At 39.5% G+C, this 17,677-nt stretch carries 15 protein-coding genes, 1 other RNA gene, 1 pseudogene and 1 other annotated feature; of the genes and pseudogenes, 15 read left to right on the top strand and 2 right to left on the bottom strand.

The features are described from left to right. Positions 1 to 148 precede the first annotated feature (148 nt). The 4 genes from ACQKII_RS05960 to ACQKII_RS05945 all read left to right on the top strand — a co-directional run bounded on the left by ACQKII_RS05960 (position 149) and on the right by ACQKII_RS05945 (position 4,164). Complete coding sequence (locus tag ACQKII_RS05960) at positions 149 to 2,344, top strand: RelA/SpoT family protein (protein WP_427457251.1); 2,196 nt, start codon at positions 149 to 151, stop codon at positions 2,342 to 2,344. Positions 2,345 to 2,489: 145 nt separating this feature from the next. After that, positions 2,490 to 2,930 (top strand): D-aminoacyl-tRNA deacylase, encoded by a 441-nt coding sequence (gene dtd / locus ACQKII_RS05955; protein ID WP_427457249.1) that lies wholly within the window; start codon positions 2,490 to 2,492, stop codon positions 2,928 to 2,930. 76 nt (positions 2,931 to 3,006) lie between these two features. Beyond that, positions 3,007 to 3,222 carry a DUF2642 domain-containing protein gene (locus tag ACQKII_RS05950; RefSeq protein WP_143995572.1) on the top strand — a complete coding sequence of 72 codons (216 nt, stop codon included), beginning with the start codon at positions 3,007 to 3,009 and terminating at the stop codon, positions 3,220 to 3,222. Between the two features lie 48 nt (positions 3,223 to 3,270). Next, positions 3,271 to 4,164, top strand: a complete 894-nt coding sequence (locus ACQKII_RS05945) for a manganese catalase family protein (protein ID WP_427457247.1) — start codon at positions 3,271 to 3,273, stop codon at positions 4,162 to 4,164. Between the two features lie 81 nt (positions 4,165 to 4,245). On the opposite strand, the gene ACQKII_RS05940 is transcribed toward ACQKII_RS05945, so the two are convergent. Continuing rightward, positions 4,246 to 5,808, bottom strand: coding sequence for an SH3 domain-containing protein (locus tag ACQKII_RS05940; protein ID WP_427457245.1), 1,563 nt, complete (start codon positions 5,806 to 5,808; stop codon positions 4,246 to 4,248). A 163-nt stretch (positions 5,809 to 5,971) separates the two neighbouring features. After that, positions 5,972 to 6,213, top strand: a binding site (T-box leader). Between the two features lie 143 nt (positions 6,214 to 6,356). Here ACQKII_RS05940 and hisS point away from each other — a divergent pair. The 3 genes from hisS to ssrS all read left to right on the top strand — a co-directional run bounded on the left by hisS (position 6,357) and on the right by ssrS (position 9,888). Continuing rightward, a complete protein-coding gene (gene hisS, locus ACQKII_RS05935; protein WP_427457243.1) occupies positions 6,357 to 7,622 on the top strand; it encodes a histidine--tRNA ligase in 1,266 nt (421 codons plus the stop codon). A gap of 18 nt (positions 7,623 to 7,640) precedes the next feature. Beyond that, positions 7,641 to 9,410, top strand: coding sequence for an aspartate--tRNA ligase (aspS, locus tag ACQKII_RS05930; RefSeq protein ID WP_427457241.1), 1,770 nt, complete (start codon positions 7,641 to 7,643; stop codon positions 9,408 to 9,410). A 287-nt stretch (positions 9,411 to 9,697) separates the two neighbouring features. Then, positions 9,698 to 9,888: non-coding RNA, 6S RNA (gene ssrS, locus ACQKII_RS05925), on the top strand. 150 nt (positions 9,889 to 10,038) lie between these two features. Here ssrS and ACQKII_RS05920 read toward each other — a convergent pair. Next, positions 10,039 to 10,408: pseudogene (locus tag ACQKII_RS05920) on the bottom strand (transposase); the annotation flags it as partial. A 500-nt stretch (positions 10,409 to 10,908) separates the two neighbouring features. Between ACQKII_RS05920 and nagA the strand changes: the two are divergent. From nagA to ACQKII_RS05880, 8 genes are all read left to right on the top strand, one after another. Further along, the gene (gene nagA / locus ACQKII_RS05915) at positions 10,909 to 12,072 is read left to right on the top strand and encodes an N-acetylglucosamine-6-phosphate deacetylase (RefSeq protein WP_427457239.1); all 1,164 of its coding nucleotides are present in this window, start codon (positions 10,909 to 10,911) and stop codon (positions 12,070 to 12,072) included. A 25-nt stretch (positions 12,073 to 12,097) separates the two neighbouring features. Beyond that, positions 12,098 to 12,820 carry a GntR family transcriptional regulator gene (locus ACQKII_RS05910; RefSeq protein ID WP_427457237.1) on the top strand — a complete coding sequence of 241 codons (723 nt, stop codon included), beginning with the start codon at positions 12,098 to 12,100 and terminating at the stop codon, positions 12,818 to 12,820. Positions 12,821 to 12,824: 4 nt separating this feature from the next. After that, positions 12,825 to 13,544 carry a sugar isomerase domain-containing protein gene (locus ACQKII_RS05905; RefSeq protein WP_427457473.1) on the top strand — a complete coding sequence of 240 codons (720 nt, stop codon included), beginning with the start codon at positions 12,825 to 12,827 and terminating at the stop codon, positions 13,542 to 13,544. A 17-nt stretch (positions 13,545 to 13,561) separates the two neighbouring features. After that, complete coding sequence (locus ACQKII_RS05900) at positions 13,562 to 13,831, top strand: HPr family phosphocarrier protein (RefSeq protein ID WP_427457236.1); 270 nt, start codon at positions 13,562 to 13,564, stop codon at positions 13,829 to 13,831. Continuing rightward, complete coding sequence (ptsP, locus tag ACQKII_RS05895) at positions 13,825 to 15,543, top strand: phosphoenolpyruvate--protein phosphotransferase (RefSeq protein ID WP_427457234.1); 1,719 nt, start codon at positions 13,825 to 13,827, stop codon at positions 15,541 to 15,543. The genes ACQKII_RS05900 and ptsP overlap by 7 nt, the downstream gene beginning before the upstream one ends. A gap of 40 nt (positions 15,544 to 15,583) precedes the next feature. Next, positions 15,584 to 16,759, top strand: coding sequence for a GNAT family N-acetyltransferase (locus ACQKII_RS05890; protein WP_427457232.1), 1,176 nt, complete (start codon positions 15,584 to 15,586; stop codon positions 16,757 to 16,759). Positions 16,760 to 17,010: 251 nt separating this feature from the next. Next, positions 17,011 to 17,322 carry a PTS sugar transporter subunit IIB gene (locus ACQKII_RS05885; protein ID WP_427457230.1) on the top strand — a complete coding sequence of 104 codons (312 nt, stop codon included), beginning with the start codon at positions 17,011 to 17,013 and terminating at the stop codon, positions 17,320 to 17,322. Positions 17,323 to 17,334: 12 nt separating this feature from the next. Next, the gene (locus tag ACQKII_RS05880; RefSeq protein WP_143995561.1) at positions 17,335 to 17,655 is read left to right on the top strand and encodes a PTS lactose/cellobiose transporter subunit IIA; all 321 of its coding nucleotides are present in this window, start codon (positions 17,335 to 17,337) and stop codon (positions 17,653 to 17,655) included. Positions 17,656 to 17,677 lie beyond the last annotated feature (22 nt).

Genomic DNA, 17,677 nt, shown 5'->3' with positions numbered 1-17,677 from the left:
ATTATAATGGGTAATTTTTCCGATGTTGCAAGCTGTTCACGAGAATAACTAAACTATATGACACAGTCCCTTTACAATCGACCTCTATTTTTTATACAATTAAATTTATATCTAATCTGAAAAATTTGACGGGCAAGGTGGACATGTTATGGCGAAAGAGCAAATTTTGACTCCTGAAGACGTTTTTGATTTAGTCAAATCCTACATGAATGAAGAAAATGTCGCATTCGTGAAAAAAGCATATGAACTGGCACGAGATGCGCATATTGAGCAGTTCCGTAGCTCTGGTGAACCGTATATTATTCACCCAGTGCAAGTAGCTGGTATTTTAGCAGAATTACAAATGGATCCTGAGACAGTGTCTGCTGGTTTTTTACATGATGTTGTCGAAGATACAGAAGTTACACGTGAGGATTTGGTCCGTGAATTTGGTGAAGAAGTAGCAATACTCGTTGACGGCGTGACAAAGCTTGGAAAAATCAAATATTTATCGAAAGAAGCACAACAGGCAGAAAATCATCGTAAAATGTTTGTGGCGATGGCACAGGATATTCGTGTCATCTTAATTAAGCTGGCAGACCGTTTGCATAATATGCGTACGTTAAAACATTTACCTGCTGAAAAGCAACGCCGTATTTCCAAAGAGACACTTGAAATTTTTGCACCACTTGCGCACCGCCTGGGGATTTCTACCGTTAAATGGGAGCTGGAGGACACAGCACTTCGTTATTTAAACCCACAGCAATATTATCGTATCGTTAGTCTTATGAAGAAGAAAAGAGATGAACGTGAAGCGTATTTAGACAATGTCATGGGTGAAATGAAATCTCAGCTGACAGATGTCGAAATAGATGCTGATGTTTATGGTCGTCCCAAACATATTTACAGTATTTATCGTAAAATGGTGTTGCAAAAGAAACAATTTAACGAGATATATGATTTATTAGCTATACGCGTACTCGTTGATAGCATTAAAGATTGCTATGCTGTGTTAGGAATTGTTCACACGCTATGGAAGCCGATGCCTGGACGCTTTAAAGACTATATCGCGATGCCGAAGCAAAACTTTTATCAATCCCTGCATACGACTGTAATTGGTCCTTATGGTGACCCACTAGAAGTGCAAATTCGTACAAAGGATATGCATAAAATTGCGGAGTACGGGATTGCAGCACACTGGGCGTATAAAGAAGGTAAAAATATTGATAGCGAAAAACAAAACGTCGATCAAAAATTAACATGGTTCCGAGAAATTTTAGAATTCCAAAACGAGTCTTCCAATGCAGAGGAGTTTATGGAATCTTTAAAATTCGATTTATTCTCAGATATGGTGTATGTTTTTACGCCTGAAGGAGATGTCATTGAATTGCCAGCTGGTTCAGTACCTATCGACTTTGCATACCGAGTGCATTCAGAGGTCGGAAATCGTACAATCGGTGCGAAAATTAATGGCAAAATGGTACCGCTCGATACACCACTGAAAACAGGTGACATTATCGAGATATTAACATCAAAACAATCATTTGGCCCGAGCCGTGATTGGCTAAAAATTGCTCAATCGTCACAAGCAAAGAACAAAATTAAGCAATTTTTCAAGCGCCATCTTCGTGAAGAAAATATCATCAAAGGTAAAGAGATGATAGAAAAAGAAATTCGTGCACAAGACTTTGACATGAAAGAAACAATGTCAGCAGAAAACTTTAAACGCGTTTTCGATAAATTTAACTATACAAATGAAGATGATTTATACGCAGCTGTTGGTGTAAATGGTATTACTGCACAACAAGTTGTCAATCGTTTAGCAGAAAAACGCCGTAAAGAGCGTGAACAGGAAGAAGCTCTAGAAAAAATTGAGCAAAAAATGAAAAATCCAATTCCGCAAAAACGTACAGAGTCGGGCGTTATCGTGAAGGGTATCGATAATATGCTCATTCGTCTATCCCGCTGTTGTACACCTGTTCCGGGTGATGAGATTGTCGGCTTTATTACAAAAGGAAGAGGTGTCTCTGTACACCGTGCAGACTGTCCGAATATCCAAGTGGAAGATGAGCAGGAGCGTTTAATCGAGGTTGAATGGGAGCATGGACTAACGCCCGAGAAAAAAGAGTATCCTGTCGATATTGAAGTATCCGCATTTGATCGTCCGGGCATTTTAAACGAAATCATGCATATTGTGAGTGAAACAAAAACAAATATTTTAGCGGTTAGTGGTCGTGCAGATCGCGATAAAATTGCGACGATTCATTTAACAATTTCCATTTCAAATATTTCACATTTGCATAAAGTTGTAGAACGTATTAAACAAACTCCTGATATTTATTCTGTGCAACGTGTCATCAATTAATATTATTAAGTAGAGCTAGCGCTATTGACTTCAAGTAAGTCGCGGGTAAATGTACGCCGAATATTTAGCTTCGTGATTGGTACACAGTGCTTTTATGTACTTAAAGTGGCAGGTACAGATTTTGAAAGAATAGAGGTTTTAAAAAATGAAAGTGGTATTACAACGTAGTAAATCGGCATCTGTTACTGTTGACGGAAAAGTAACAGGCGCTATCGATAAAGGCTATGTTCTTCTTGTTGGCATTACCCATGAAGATACAACAGAGGACGTAGCATATTTAGCAAAAAAGATCACTAATCTACGCTTATGGGAAGATGCTGAAGGAAAAATGAATCATTCCATTTTAGCGCACGGAGGAGCCATACTATCCGTCTCACAATTTACATTGTATGGGGAAACAAAAAAAGGAAATCGTCCGAGTTTTACAGGTGCAGCAAGACCAGAGGTAGCACAGCCATTATGGGTGGCCTTTAATGATGCTTTGCGCGAACAGGGGTTGCGGGTTGAAACAGGTGTTTTTGGTGCAATGATGGACGTTGCTTTTACGAATGATGGGCCTGTAACGATACTTCTGGAGTCAAAATAAACTAAAGGTACATTTCCTGTTATTCCTTCATACACTAAAAAGAATGGTTAGTTTGTTGGAAGGAAGTGCATATTTAATGTCGCAGTTAGGAAGCATATCGAATCCATATTTATATGAAACAATAAGAATGATGATTGGCCAGGCAATTGTCGTTCAAACAGGGAAAAATATTCAGCAAGGTATTTTAACCTCTGTTTTACCTGACCATATCGTTGTAGAGGTTTGCCGTACACCCTTCTTTATTCGTATGGAGGAGATTGTATGGGTTACATTGGCAACGAGAAGAAAATAAGTGCATAAGGACCTTCATTTTCTCATAGTGTGAAATGGAGGTGCTTTTTTGTTTCAACGTGTAAATAAATTGCTGATTGATTTACCTGAGGTCGAGTATGGTGACGCGAATGCAGCGAGTGCGGTACAAGAGCTACTTGGTGGGAAATTTGGCGAAATGTCGACATTAAATAATTATATGTATCAATCTTTTAATTTTCGCGGAAAAAAGAAATTAAAGCCTTTTTATGATTTGGTTGCAAGTATTACCGCTGAGGAATTTGGACATGTCGAGCTTGTAGCGAATACAATAAACTTACTGAACAAAGGTTCTTCATTTACCGCACCCCCTGATTTAACACCATTGCAAAATGGCAAGGACATGCGCTCAACGGCAGCATTTATTGCCTCTGCTCAAACATCACTTGCTGTTGATTCTATGGGGATGCCATGGACAGGGTCGAATGTTTTTACGAGTGGTAATCTAGTATTAGATTTATTGCATAATTTCTTTTTAGAGTGCGGTGCTAGAACCCATAAAATGCGTGTCTATGAAATGACCAATCATCCAACAGCAAGAGAATTGATCGGTTATTTACTCGTCCGTGGTGGAACGCATGTCCTTGCTTATGCGAGAGCGCTTGAAATGGCAACCGGTGTAGAGGTCTCTAAGTTGATTCCAATTCCAAATCTTGATAACCGTGTATTCGATCATGCACGAAAGTATGAGGATATGGGCTATGGTAATGTTCTGTTTACATGGAATAATGTGGGGGATTATAAAGATATTGATCGTATTTGGAAAGGGACGAATCCTACCTCTGGTCAACGTTTATATGTACAGGAAGGCTCACCAAAAGGCTACGATATTCCTAATTTAGATGAGATGCCAGAAGAATTTGCTCCGGGTATTGGTCCAGAGGAGTTTAATAAAATTGCGAAGCGTTTAATGGAGAACATATAAAAAATAAGCACGCCACCGAAAATGGCTGTGCTTATTTTTATTGATTCGACGAGAACACTCGTGACTTCAGTCGTGGGAGGTTCAATCGTTTACCTCAAAAAAATCAAGAATACCTTGATAGATGCCTAGCGTTGCTTGTTCACGGAATTTTTCAGTGGTAATAACCCGTTCCTCACTTGCATTACTTAAAAAGCCAAGCTCAATTAATACTGCTTTTTGGCGGTTTTCACGTAGTACTAGGTAATTACCTTGCTGAGTACCACGATCTTTTAAATCAATTTTACTTGCAAGTCCACTATGTATAGATTCCGCAAGTCCTTGCTGATTGCCGCTCAAATAATAAGTGGTAAATCCAGAAATGGCACTATTATCAGTTGCATCATAGTGAAGGCTTATGAATGCATCAGCCTCATGCTGATGGCCAATTGAAACTCGCTTGCGAAGCGCAACATATTCGTCTGATTCACGTGTCATGACGACATTTGCTCCAGCGGCACTTAACTTTGATGCTAGTAAGGATGCTGTTTTTAAGGTGATATTTTTTTCATCAGTCCCACGTAGTCCTGTCGTACCATGGTCATTACCGCCATGTCCAGCATCAACGACAATGGTAATACCATTTAATGTACCTTTCTTTCGTGGTTCATTTTTTTCTTCTGTTGTTATCGATTTATTTTTGGAAGTAGAAACGACCCAATTTGCTACAAAGGCAGTTTTGCCATCTAACTGGATTTCATAAAAATCATCTTTAGCGCCGACAATTTGAAAAGATTCACCAGCGTCTACACGTTCAACCACATCTGCTGCTGTTGTGGCATCAGTACGTAGGTTTGTCCCGTTGTAAATGATTGTGACAGATTCTAGGGCCTTAGCAGATGAAGTTTTAGAGGTAGTCTTCACTGTATTTGAAAACGTACCGTAGAAGCTGTATACCCAGCCTGTCTTTTTTTTATTGTACTGAATCTGTACCCAGTTATGTTCTTGAGCAAGTACTTTAAAGGTTTGTCCTTTGGTAATGGTCCCTATTTTTTTAGCTGTTAAATCTGGCTTTTTACGGATATTTAGTGAATCAACTAAAACGGTAAAGGTTGTACTTTTGCTGTCATTTGAAGTAGAAACTTCAACTATTGGTTCATCGGGTGCTTTTTCCGTTGTTTCGTTAATCGTAACATAGCTTGAAGATACCCAACCAACTAGTCCATTCCAATTAATTTTTGCCCACTCGCCGCTTTCTTTTATTAAAATTGCCTGATTACCAGTTGGCAGTTGTCCAAGAACTGCTGAAGAAATATCTGGCTCTGTTCGTATATTCAGACGATCAACCTGCGAGATAACTGTTTTTTCTATGGTTTGTTCGGCGTTTATAGAAGCGGTCAGCCAAGATGCCACCCAACCTTCATGGTCCCCTGTTTTTACTTGAATCCAATCACCCTCACGACCGATAGAAGTTAGCAAGTCACCTTCTTCTAACGTCGTGATAATCGGATAGGAAAGTCCCGGTCCTTCGCGTAAATGAAGAATTGTTCCTGTTACTTTTAAATCACTGGTGTCGGCAAGAGCCCTTTGACCATCGTATATACTTGGAATCGTAATCGTTAGCAATAGTACGAAGATGATGGTTAAATGTAAAAGTTTTGTCGTCATCAGATTCCTCCTATTCTTGTGCTATTTTACCATGAAATTATTGATTTGTTCGTGGGAAAAAGGTAATGGAATTTGTTGTTTTGATAACAGTTGCATGAAAAATACGAAAACAGTTGACAATACCTGTCGTTGTGACTAACATAAAGGGTAATCAAAAAATGATTAACCGCTTATGACCAAGCGAGTAGCGTATACCTCTATTGGAAAAGAGAGGGAAAGACCTGGGCTGCAATCTTTCCTACAAAAATGTATAGCGTGAACAACACTTGTGAGGCTTTTTTCTGAAAAGGACTGCTTAGTAGGAAAAAACGGAATCGGCCGTTATCCGATTATGAGGAGGGCGCATGTAGTTTTTGCGTCAACTAGGGTGGAACCGCGGAAGCTTATACAGCTCTCGTCCCTTGCAATTATGCAAGGAGGCGAGGGCTTTTTTTATTGGATTGGAAAGAGTTGCTCAATCCGCTGTGTAGTCGCTAAAAAACCCGAAGGACTCACTCAATCCAGTAAGGTAAACTCGTTCATAAGCAATCAATAGAGGAGGTATTTCCATGAGTTTTAAAGTGCCACGTGGTACCCAAGATATCTTGCCTGGTCAATCCGAAAAATGGCAAAAGGTTGAAGCGATTATTCGTGATTTATGCAGGGTGTATCGTTACAACGAGATTCGTACACCAATTTTCGAGCAAACAGAATTATTTGCTCGTGGTGTCGGTGAAACAACAGATGTTGTACAAAAGGAAATGTATACATTTGAAGATCGTGGTGGTCGTTCGTTAACGCTTCGTCCAGAAAATACAGCTGGTGTTGTCCGTGCGTATGTGGAACATAAGATGTTTGGTGCGCCAGATCAACCTGTAAAGCTTTCCTATTTAGGACCAATGTTCCGATATGAGCGTCAGCAAGCTGGTCGTTATCGTCAATTTGTGCAATTTGGTGTTGAAGCTATCGGATCAGCAGATCCAGCAATCGATGCGGAAGTCATTGCACTGGCGATGGATGTTTACGAATCAGCAGGTTTAAAGGACTTAAAATTAGTGATTAACTCACTTGGAGACAAAGAAACGCGCGATGCTCATCGTACAGCATTGATAAACCACTTCGAGCCACATATCGAAGAGTTTTGCTCAGACTGCCAAAACCGACTACAAAAAAATCCACTGCGCATTTTAGACTGTAAAGTAGATCGTGAGCATCCATTAATGGTTACTGCTCCTGCTTTAACGGACTTTTTAACAGCGGATTCAGCGACGTATTTTGCACAGGTGAAAACGTATTTAGATACGCTTGGTATTACGTATGAGGTAGATCCAAACCTAGTACGCGGTCTAGATTACTACAATCACACAACATTTGAAATTATGTCCACAGCTGCAGGTTTCGGTTCCATTACAACGCTTTGTGGTGGTGGTCGTTATAACGGCTTAGTAGAAGAAATCGGTGGACCAAACGTACCGGGAATCGGTTTTGCATTGAGTATTGAGCGCTTATTATTAGCACTTGAAGCAGAAAATGTGGAACTGGATACAGCATCATCACTTGACGTCTATATGATTGCTATGGGTGAAGAAGCGAAACTAAAAGCTGTAGAGCTAACAAGTTCATTCCGTGCAAAAGGTATTTCGACGGAAATGGATTATTTAGACCGTAAAATGAAAGCACAAATGAAATCAGCTGACCGTTTAGGCGCTAAATTTACCATAGTCCTAGGTGAAACAGAGCTTGAAGAGCAAGTAGCAGCTGTAAAGCATATGGAATCAGGCGAGCAACAAAAGATCGCTTTTTCAGAATTAGTTAACTACCTATTAAATAAATAATCTTTGGAGGAATTACAAATGGCAACAAGAACACATGCTAGTAACGAGCTATCTGAAGCGTTACAAGGCGTAAAAGTCGTATTAAAAGGTTGGGTGCAACGTCGCCGTGACTTGGGCGGATTAATTTTCATTGATTTACGTGATCGAACAGGAATTACACAAGTTGTATTTAGCCCTGATGTAGCTGAAGCTCATGCTCTAGCTGATAAAGTACGTAGTGAATACGTCATCGAAATCGAAGGGACAGTAATTCTTCGCTCAGAAGATCAAATCAACCCAAATGTGCCAAACGGAAAAATTGAAGTGGAAGCGACAAGTTTAGTCGTTATTAATACAGCGAAAACTACACCATTCCAAATTGAAGACCGTACGGATGTATCAGAAGACTTGCGTTTAAAATACCGTTACCTTGACCTACGTCGTCCGGTAATGTTTGATACTTTCAAAATGCGTTCAGATGTAACGCGTACAATTCGTAACTTTTTACAAAATGAAGGCTTCCTAGAAGTAGAAACACCAATTTTAACGAAATCTTCTCCTGAAGGCGCACGTGACTATTTAGTGCCATCGCGCGTACATGAAGGTGAATTTTATGCATTACCACAATCTCCGCAATTATTTAAACAATTATTAATGGTTGCTGGATTTGAGAAATACTTCCAGATTGCGCGATGCTTCCGTGATGAAGACTTACGCGCAGACCGTCAGCCTGAATTCACACAGGTCGACATTGAAACAAGCTTTTTAACACAAGAAGAAATTTTAGAAATGAACGAGCGTCTTATTCAAGCAGTAATGAAAGATATTAAGGGCATCGACATTCCTGCACCATTCCAACGTATGAAATATCAAGAAGCAATGGATCGTTATGGTTCGGATAAACCAGACGTACGTTTTGGTTTAGAGCTAGTAGCGCTTAACGATATTTTTGATGGCTGTGATTTCAAAGTATTTGCTGATACAGTTGCGCAGGGCAAACAAGTAAAAAGTATCAACATAAAAGGTGCAGCAGACAAATACTCACGTAAAGACATGGATGAGTTAACGAAATTCGTAGGTATTTATGGTGCGAAAGGTCTTGCTTGGCTAAAAGTAACAGAGGAAGGCTTAAATGGTCCAATCGCAAAATTCTTTGATGAAGCATTAGCAGCAGCATTAATCGAACGCATGGGCGCTGAAGTTGGCGATATTTTAGTATTTGTTGCCGATAAAGCTTCTGTTGTTGCAGCTTCTCTTGGCGCACTTCGTACGAAATTAGGGCAAGATTTAGAGTTAATTGATGAATCACAATTTGCATTCTTATGGATTACAGACTGGCCATTATTGGAGTATTCTGAAGAAGATGGTCGCTACAAAGCAGCGCATCATCCATTCACACGTCCATTTGATGAGGATATTGCATTAATGGATACAGATCCAGCAGCAGTTCGTGCGCAAGCATATGATATCGTGTTAAATGGTTATGAGCTTGGTGGTGGTTCGTTACGTATTTACGAACGTGAACTACAAGAAAAAATGTTTACATTACTTGGTTTCACAGCAGAAGAAGCAAAAGCACAATTCGGCTACTTATTAGAAGCTTTTGAATACGGTGTGCCACCACATGCTGGTCTTGCGTTTGGTCTTGACCGCTTCGTGATGCTACTTGCGGGCCGTACGAACTTACGTGACACGATTGCATTCCCGAAAACAGCAAGTGCAAGCTGCTTACTGACAAATGCACCAAGTACAGTATCTCCTGATCAATTGAGTGAGCTAAGTTTAGCAATCAAACCGTTTAAAAAATAAGCGCTGTTAAAGGTAATTGTTGAGTTTTTGTACCTGTATACGCTCGCTTTCCTAAAGGTAATGACTAAGCCTCTAGGGGACGAGCAACAGGCACGACAATCAACCAACTGCATAATTTAACATCGTAACATAATAAAACCACAAATATTAAGTAATGCTAAATACCTTGATCCTCTAGCAAAAATTGTTGGAAATCTAGGTATTTTTTGCGTTTTCAAAAGGTTTTAAGTTTTTTAATAGAAAATAGTTTGAATTATCTGAAATATAGTGTTATTATAACAGTAATACGAATCCTGATGTGTTTGTCTAACTGCTAACTATATTAAACAGTTTTGACCAACACTATATCGTCGGGAGCCTTCCATTTTGTAGTTGCAAACATGCCCCACCGGAGAGGGAAGTTTAACGCTATGAAGCGGGCACCCACCTGCAAATTGCGGGTTCAAAACGAATGTTTCATCGGCATTACGGCACTATCGGGATTCGTCCATACATAAGAAACAAGTATTCATTAATGGATACTTCAGATTGACGACAAAAGGTATTCGGAATGATTTCATCCCGAATACCTTTTGAAATTTTATTAGAAATGTTCGTACCAAATAGCCCCTATGAACGCAGTGGTGCGCTAGGAGCAACTATTTTCTACCATTTTTAGACTTTGCCACGTCCAGTTAGTTAGCTTCTTCAAATTCATGGCATTAAGCTTGTCTGGATGGACAATTTTTTAATCCTTCGTAAGGTTCTTTAGCATCCGCACTTACACATTCAATCGTTTCTTTTCGAAGTGCATGGATTTGTTTCATGTTACTTTGATGACGTAAATGATCGGCTTCTTCCACATGATGCGCCCAAATAGGATGTTCAATGATTTTTCGATGATCGTTACTTGTCGTACATGGAGCCAATAACGGACAACTTGCGCATTGAAGTGGATTGGATTTATACTGTCTTCTGCCTTCTTTCGTTGTCGTTGAATAGGATACACTAGTTGATTGGCGCGCAGCGACGACTGAAACCATGCCCGCGTAGTGGAAATCAATGGGCTCATATAGATACTTCTATATGTCTAATTGATGTGTTCATCCTAGCCATCACCTCAATCATTTATAGACGTACACTAGTTGGTTGGAGCGCAGGCGGCTACTTCTGCGGGAATAGCATGAGCTGAAGGCCCCGCAGGAGCTGTAGCGACGAGGAGACTGAAGCCGTGCCCGCGAAAAGCGTCCGCCGTAGCGGAAATCAACGACTTCATACTAGATATTTCTATTTTAGCAATAGCCATTCATTTAATGGCTATTTTTTACGACAAAAAGCAGCTTTTCAAGATACATAGAATGTAAGCTTAAGATAAAAAATTAGAAAAATAGAAAAATTAACTGTTTATTTTCATATGAACATACTATAATTGGTATAGACAACTATACCAACCGAAGAAATAGCTTGTCTTGACCTTAAAGAAAACCTTCTAAAAAATAAATATTGAGGGGGTGTACGATTGGGAAATACGTTGTTAATTTCCAATGTCACAATTGTTAATCATGATGAGACACCATTTAAAGGTGATGTATTCATTGAGAATGGTCGGATTATTAAACGAAGTCATGCATTATATGACAAGGCAGAGCAATATATTGATGGCAAGGATAAAAACTGGTTGCTACTTCCTGGATATATTGATATGCACATTCATGGGTCCGCAGGACATGATGCGATGGATGCCACTCAGAAAGCGCTCCATCAAATGGCCCGTTCATTAGTAAAAGAAGGTGTTACAGGTTTTCTTGCAACGACCATGACGCAATCTATCCCAGCTATTGAACATGCATTTGTTAATATAGCCCAATTTGAAAATAATGAGGATGAAGCTGAGTTGTTAGGGATACATGTTGAGGGACCATATGTGTCAAAGCAGCGTGCAGGTGCACAGCCAGTAGAACATATCATTTTACCCTCTTTTGAGCAATTTACTCACTGGCAACAACTAAGTAAAAAACGCATTAAACAAATGACGGTAGCTCCTGAGGTAGAGGGGGGATTTGCATTTATTGAAGAGTTAAGTAAACAAGGGGTGCTCGTTTCGATTGGACATTCTGATGCAACTATAGAAGAGGTGAACAAGGCGATAGCATTGGGGATCAAGCAGGCGACTCATTTATACAATCAAATGCGTCCTTTCCATCATCGAAGTCCAGGTGTTGTAGGGGGAGTTTTCTTAGAAGATAGGGTGAAGGTTGAGTTAATTGCTGATTTTGTGCATAGTCATCCACAGTCGGTGAGACTAGCCTATCGCGTAAAAGGAGCAACAGGGATTATATTAATTACCGATGCAATGCGTGCAAAAGGGCTACGACATGGGGACTATGATTTAGGTGGTCAAACGGTTCATGTGACAGAAAGTGGCGCACATTTATCGAATGGAGCCCTCGCTGGTAGCGTTTTGACGATGGAACAGGCAGTGAAAAATATGAAAGCGGTAACAAATTGTTCTTTACAGGACCTCGTCGCCATGTCATCTGCAAATGCCGCTGAACAATTACAACTAGCAACCAAAGGGCGTATTGCAGAAGGTTTTGATGCAGATTTTGTATTACTCGATCAAAAATTAAATGTACAAAAAACTATTTGTCGAGGTAAAGTTGTATTTGAGAAATCAAAGTAAAGTGTTGATAAGGATGGTGCAAGGCTTGTTAGATAAAAATTCTCATATACCGATTTATATACAAATAGAAGAAATATTAAAGCAACGCATTTATTTAGAGGACTACAAAATCGGCGAAAATATTCCCTCTGAGCGAGAGCTTTCAGTACAGTTTGATGTAAGTCGCATGACAGTGCGTCAATCCATTACCAATTTAGTGAATAGCGGGCTTCTGTACCGCGAAAAAGGGAGAGGCACTTATGTAGCCAATCCAAAATTAGAGCAACCACTGATGGGATTGACAAGTTTTACAGAGGATATGCGTGCGCGTGGAATGGAGCCAAGTAGTAAAGTCTTACGCTTTGAAAAAATTATTCCACCAGTAGATGTTGCAGGAGATTTATTGTTAGAGCCAGGAGAAGAAGTATTCTTTGTTGTGCGGATACGTAACGCTGATGCTAAGCCTATGGCCATTGAAAGAACGTATATTCCTGTAAAAGTATATCCTGAATTAGATGAAAAGAAAATTATGGGCTCACTTTATGCGTTGATTGAAGCGAAATTTCATCAAAAAATTGGCAATGCCATTCAACAAATGGAGGCAGCCATTGTTGCTAAAGAAGATAGTAAATGTTTACAAATTAATGGTACAGCCCCAGTTTTAATTATTAAACGAATAAGTTACTTAGCAGATGGTGTTCCATTTGAGCTGGTGCGTAGTACTTATCGTGCAGATCGATACAAATTCATTAGTGAAATTAAAAGGTGATACTATGCATGCTTATTTTCTGGAAATACAAAAACTTTTACAAGAGGTGATTGTGCAGGAGCAAGAAAATATAGCAGCAGCTGCACAAAAGATCGTTCAACGAATTCAACGTGGTGGAATCGTCCAATTATTTGGTTGTGGCCATTCGCACCTTTTAGCACAAGACGCATTTTACCGTGCAGGTGGGCTTGTGCCTGTCCGTCCAATTACGATTGAACCATTAACATTACAAGCGGGGGCATTGACGTCATCAAAAAATGAAAAAGACCCCACGATAATAGAACGACATAAGCATTGTTTTGATTTTCAAGAAAATGATGTTTGTGTAGTGATATCGACATCAGGGAGAAATTACGCCCCTATAGATGCCGCTTTGCTCGCAAAGGAAGCAGGTGTGCTTGTCATGTCGCTTCAATCACTTACTTATCGCGAGCAGCAGACTCGCCACTGTAGTGGGATGCGTTTAGAAGATATTGTCGATGTCGTCATCGATACGCATATACCTGTTGGTGATGGCTTGCTACGTCGTCAAAATATGCAGTACGCACCGGCTTCAACGGTTATTGGCTCGGCCATACTGCATGCTATTTTTAGTCAAGTGATTGAGCAAATGGCAGATTTTCAGGCTATCTTGCCTGTTTTTGAAAGTAACAATGTAGAAGCTAATCTGCATCATAACGATGTCATGATTGCAAACTATCAAAATCGCATTAACTTTAAGTGAAAATTGGAGGGCTATAGATGAAGAAAACTTTTAAAATAACAACACCAGAAGGTCTACATGCACGACCAACAGCTTTACTGGTAACTGCTGTCACACCATTCGAATGTGATGTTCAGCTAGCCTATAATGATAAATCCGTCAATTTAAAATCCATCATGGGTGTCATGGCACTAGGCATAACACCGGAAAGCATCATTACTATTTCAGCTGAGGGGACAGATGCTGATAAGCTTATGCAGACGGTAACTGACGTTATGATCACTAAAGGAATTGGTGAAGAATGCTAGAAATACAGGGAATTGCTGTTTCTGAGGGCATTACCTTTGCAAACGCCTATTGTTTAATGGAACCAGATTTATCATTTGAAAAAGTAACAATCGTAGATGTACCTGCAGAACTTAATCGTTTTAAAGCGGCGGTAGTGCAATCGAAAAGAGAACTTCAAGAAATCTATACAATTGCTCAGACAAAATTTGGTGATGAGGAGGCGGCTATTTTTGCTGCACATCAATTATTGTTAGAAGATCCAGAGATGTTAGCAGCAATTGAAGCCAAAATACACACAGGCATAAATGCTGAATATGCATTGGATGAAGCATCTAAGCTGTTCATAGCGATGTTTGAAGGAATAGACAATGACTATATGCAGGAGCGAGCAGCCGATATACGTGATGTGTCGAAGCGATTATTAGCACATTTATTAGGTGTGGAATTGACGGATATGAGTCGCTTATCTTCTAATGTGATTATCGTAGCTGAAGATTTAACACCATCTATGACGGCACAGTTAGATACAAAGTATGTAAAGGGGTTTATTACGGATATTGGCGGGCGGACTTCCCATTCTGCCATTCTCGCACGTACATTGGGCATTCCTGCTATAGTAGGAACAAAAACCGCCACACAAATTATTAAACAGGGAACGCCTATTATTATGGATGCCATAAACGGCAAAATCATACTAGATGCCACACCGGAAATATCACAATTTTATGTGCGTCAGCAACAGATACAAAATCAGTTACAAAGTGAGTTCGACCAATTTCGTTCACTCCCAAGTATAAGTGCTGATGGATTACGTGTAGAAATTGCTGGTAATATCGGAAAACCAGAAGATGTCGATATGGTAACTAGTGTGGGTGGCGATGGCATCGGCTTGTTTCGAACAGAGTTCTTATATATGGAGCGTCAAGAGTTACCAAATGAAGAAGAACAGTTCACTGCGTACAGAACAGTACTTGAAAAAATGCAGGGTAAACCTACAATTGTTCGTACGCTAGATATAGGTGGTGATAAAAACCTACCTTATTTTCAACTTCCAACTGAGATGAATCCATTTTTGGGCTATCGGGCCATTCGTATATGTTTATCGCATCAAGAAATGTTCCGAACGCAGTTGCGAGCATTACTGCGAGCAAGTGCTTATGGCAATTTGAAAATTATGTTTCCGATGATTGCCACATTAGATGAATTTAGAATGGCGAAAGCATTATTGCTTGAAGAAGAGAAACAATTGCAAAATGAAGGTTTCATCGTTTCTGAAACGATTGAAGTTGGTATCATGATTGAGATTCCGTCAGCAGCAATGATTGCAGATTTATTTGCGAAAGAAGTGGATTTTTTCTCGATCGGTACAAATGATTTAATCCAATATACTTTGGCAACGGATCGCATGAATGAAAACGTCTCGTATCTATATCAACCGTACCATCCTGCGGTTCTTAGGCTGATTAAGACTGTTATTGATGCTGCACATCATCATGGTAAATGGGTGGGTATGTGTGGCGAAATGGCTGGAGATGAAGTAGCAATTCCGATATTACTGGCCTTTGGATTAGATGAGTTTTCTATGACTGCGTCTTCTATTCTAAAAACGCGCGCACAAATTGCCAAGCATTCACAGAAAGACTTAATACAACATAATGAACGCATTTTAATGTTATCAACAGCTTCTGAGGTAGAAGATTACGTAAGGAAATTCCTGTTAATCCACAAGTAATAGTTTGAATATTCTAAAATCCGGTGGTGATGAATAAGTTATGGAAATAAAATTAATTCCTCCAAATGATTATATGCAAGTACATCGACTGCGGGATTATTGTTTTCCGAATAAATATATTGGTGCTCGACGGGAGGATTTTCAATATTGGATTGAGCAAAGTACAACGTTAGGAGCCTATGATGGGGATAAAGTTGTTGGACAGCTATTCATTCTTCCGCTTAATATGACGGTACATGGTGAGAATTATAAAATGGGTGGTATAGGATTTGTAGCGACTTATCCTGAGTATCGACAGCAAGGGATTATAAAAAAACTCATGCTGCAGGCGCTCAAGGAAATGCGACAAAATGGGCAATCCATTTCAGTATTAGCGCCTTTTTCCGTATCCTTTTATCGTTATTTTGGCTGGGAATTATTCTTTGAGAAACTTCATTATTCTATTCCACATACCATGTTTCCAAGCTTAGGAAAACAATTAGATGTGGTGAAACGTATGAGTTTTGAATGGCCAGATGAAACGCTTTTTCAAGCTATTCAGCGCTTTCATAATACGCAAGCGCTCGTTCACAATGGTAGTATGCTACGTGACGAGGCTTGGTGGAAAAGGATTGAGAGAAGAGCATCTGATAGCCATTTTGCCGCGTATTTTCAAGCGGATAAAATAGCAGGTTATATTCGCTATACGATCCAAGATGGAACGTTTATGATTCATGATTTTATAGCAGAGGATATACTGGCAGAACAGGCAATCTGGCGTTTTATCACGTCACATGCAACGAGTGTACACACAATTGAAGGCATTACTGCAAATGACCATCATTTTGGCTTTCAATTTCAGGAACCGCAATTTAAAAGAGATGTCAAAATGGATGTCATGATCAGAATAGTGGATGCTTGTGCTTTTATGCAGCGTTATCCGTGGAGGGAAATACAAGAACCTTTGTATGTGTGGCTAGAGGATGATTTTTGCACTTGGAATGAATGTATATACCGTATAAATAAAGATGGGGATGTCTCCATAATTGAGGCAAATTCTATCCCGGATAAGCATATGCTAGCATTACCAATCAATCTATTTTCGGCAATGATGGTCGGCTATCTTTCGGTTAAGGATGCACTCATTTATGCGAAAAAAGAACCTGTAAAAGAAGTGGTAGAGCAATGGCAGAAAGCAATTCCGAGTAATCGACCAGTATTCTATGAATATTTTTAAATTATGAATATTTTTTTAATCTTTTTTCTGGACTATACCAGTTAAGCTAATCCATTTATTAGTAAGTTATGAAGCGATAGCCCAATTTGCAAACCATTTTTTAAGTAAGGGAAATAGTGTAAAAAGTATATTGTGGTATATACCAATTGGTGCTATTCTCAACATAAGAAAGCGATTTCATGACATTCGAAAATCGGAAGATGACGTAAAAATCGAGCAGACAAATTGAGATAAGAAAAGGAGTGCAGACGATGAAAAATATTATGTTAGTTTGCGTAGCAGGAATGAGTACGAGTTTACTAGTGTCAAAAATGCAGAAGGCGGCACAAGAGCTAAATATTGAAGCCGATATTTACGCTATTGCTGAAAGTGAGGTTGAAAAAGCATTAGCAAATAAAGGTGCTGATGTACTATTACTGGGCCCACAAGTGCGTTACTTAAAAGGGAAATTTGAGACAAAATACAAGGAAAAGAATTTCCCAATCGATGTCATTAATATGGCTGATTACGGCATGATGAATGGTGAAAATGTTTTAAAACAGGCATTAAAGCTGATTGGATAAGGGGGCTAACTAATGGAAGAAACAGTTATGATGCAAGCCATTATGGGCTTGATTGTGCATAGTGGTAATACGAAGAGTGAATGTATGGAAGCCATTCAGTTAGCGAAAAAGGGGCGTATCAGTGAAGCAAAGGAAAAAATTAACATGGCGAATGAAGCACTTACAGAAGCACATCATTCACAGACAGCTTTGTTAACACAAGAAGCAAGGGGAGAGAAAGTGGAAGTATCGATGCTCTTAATTCACGCACAGGATCATTTAATGAATGCCATTACGTTTCGTGATTTAGCGCAAGAAATGATTGAGCTATATGAACATATCAAAGGGGAGTAGCATCAAATTTTGATGTCACAAT

Origin of the sequence: Lysinibacillus sp. NPDC048646, from assembly GCF_050272295.1 — a bacterium.
GTDB lineage: Bacteria > Bacillota > Bacilli > Bacillales_A > Planococcaceae > Lysinibacillus.
The sequence above is the reverse complement of the archived record's forward strand: the minus strand, read 5'-3'. Positions and strand labels throughout refer to the sequence as shown.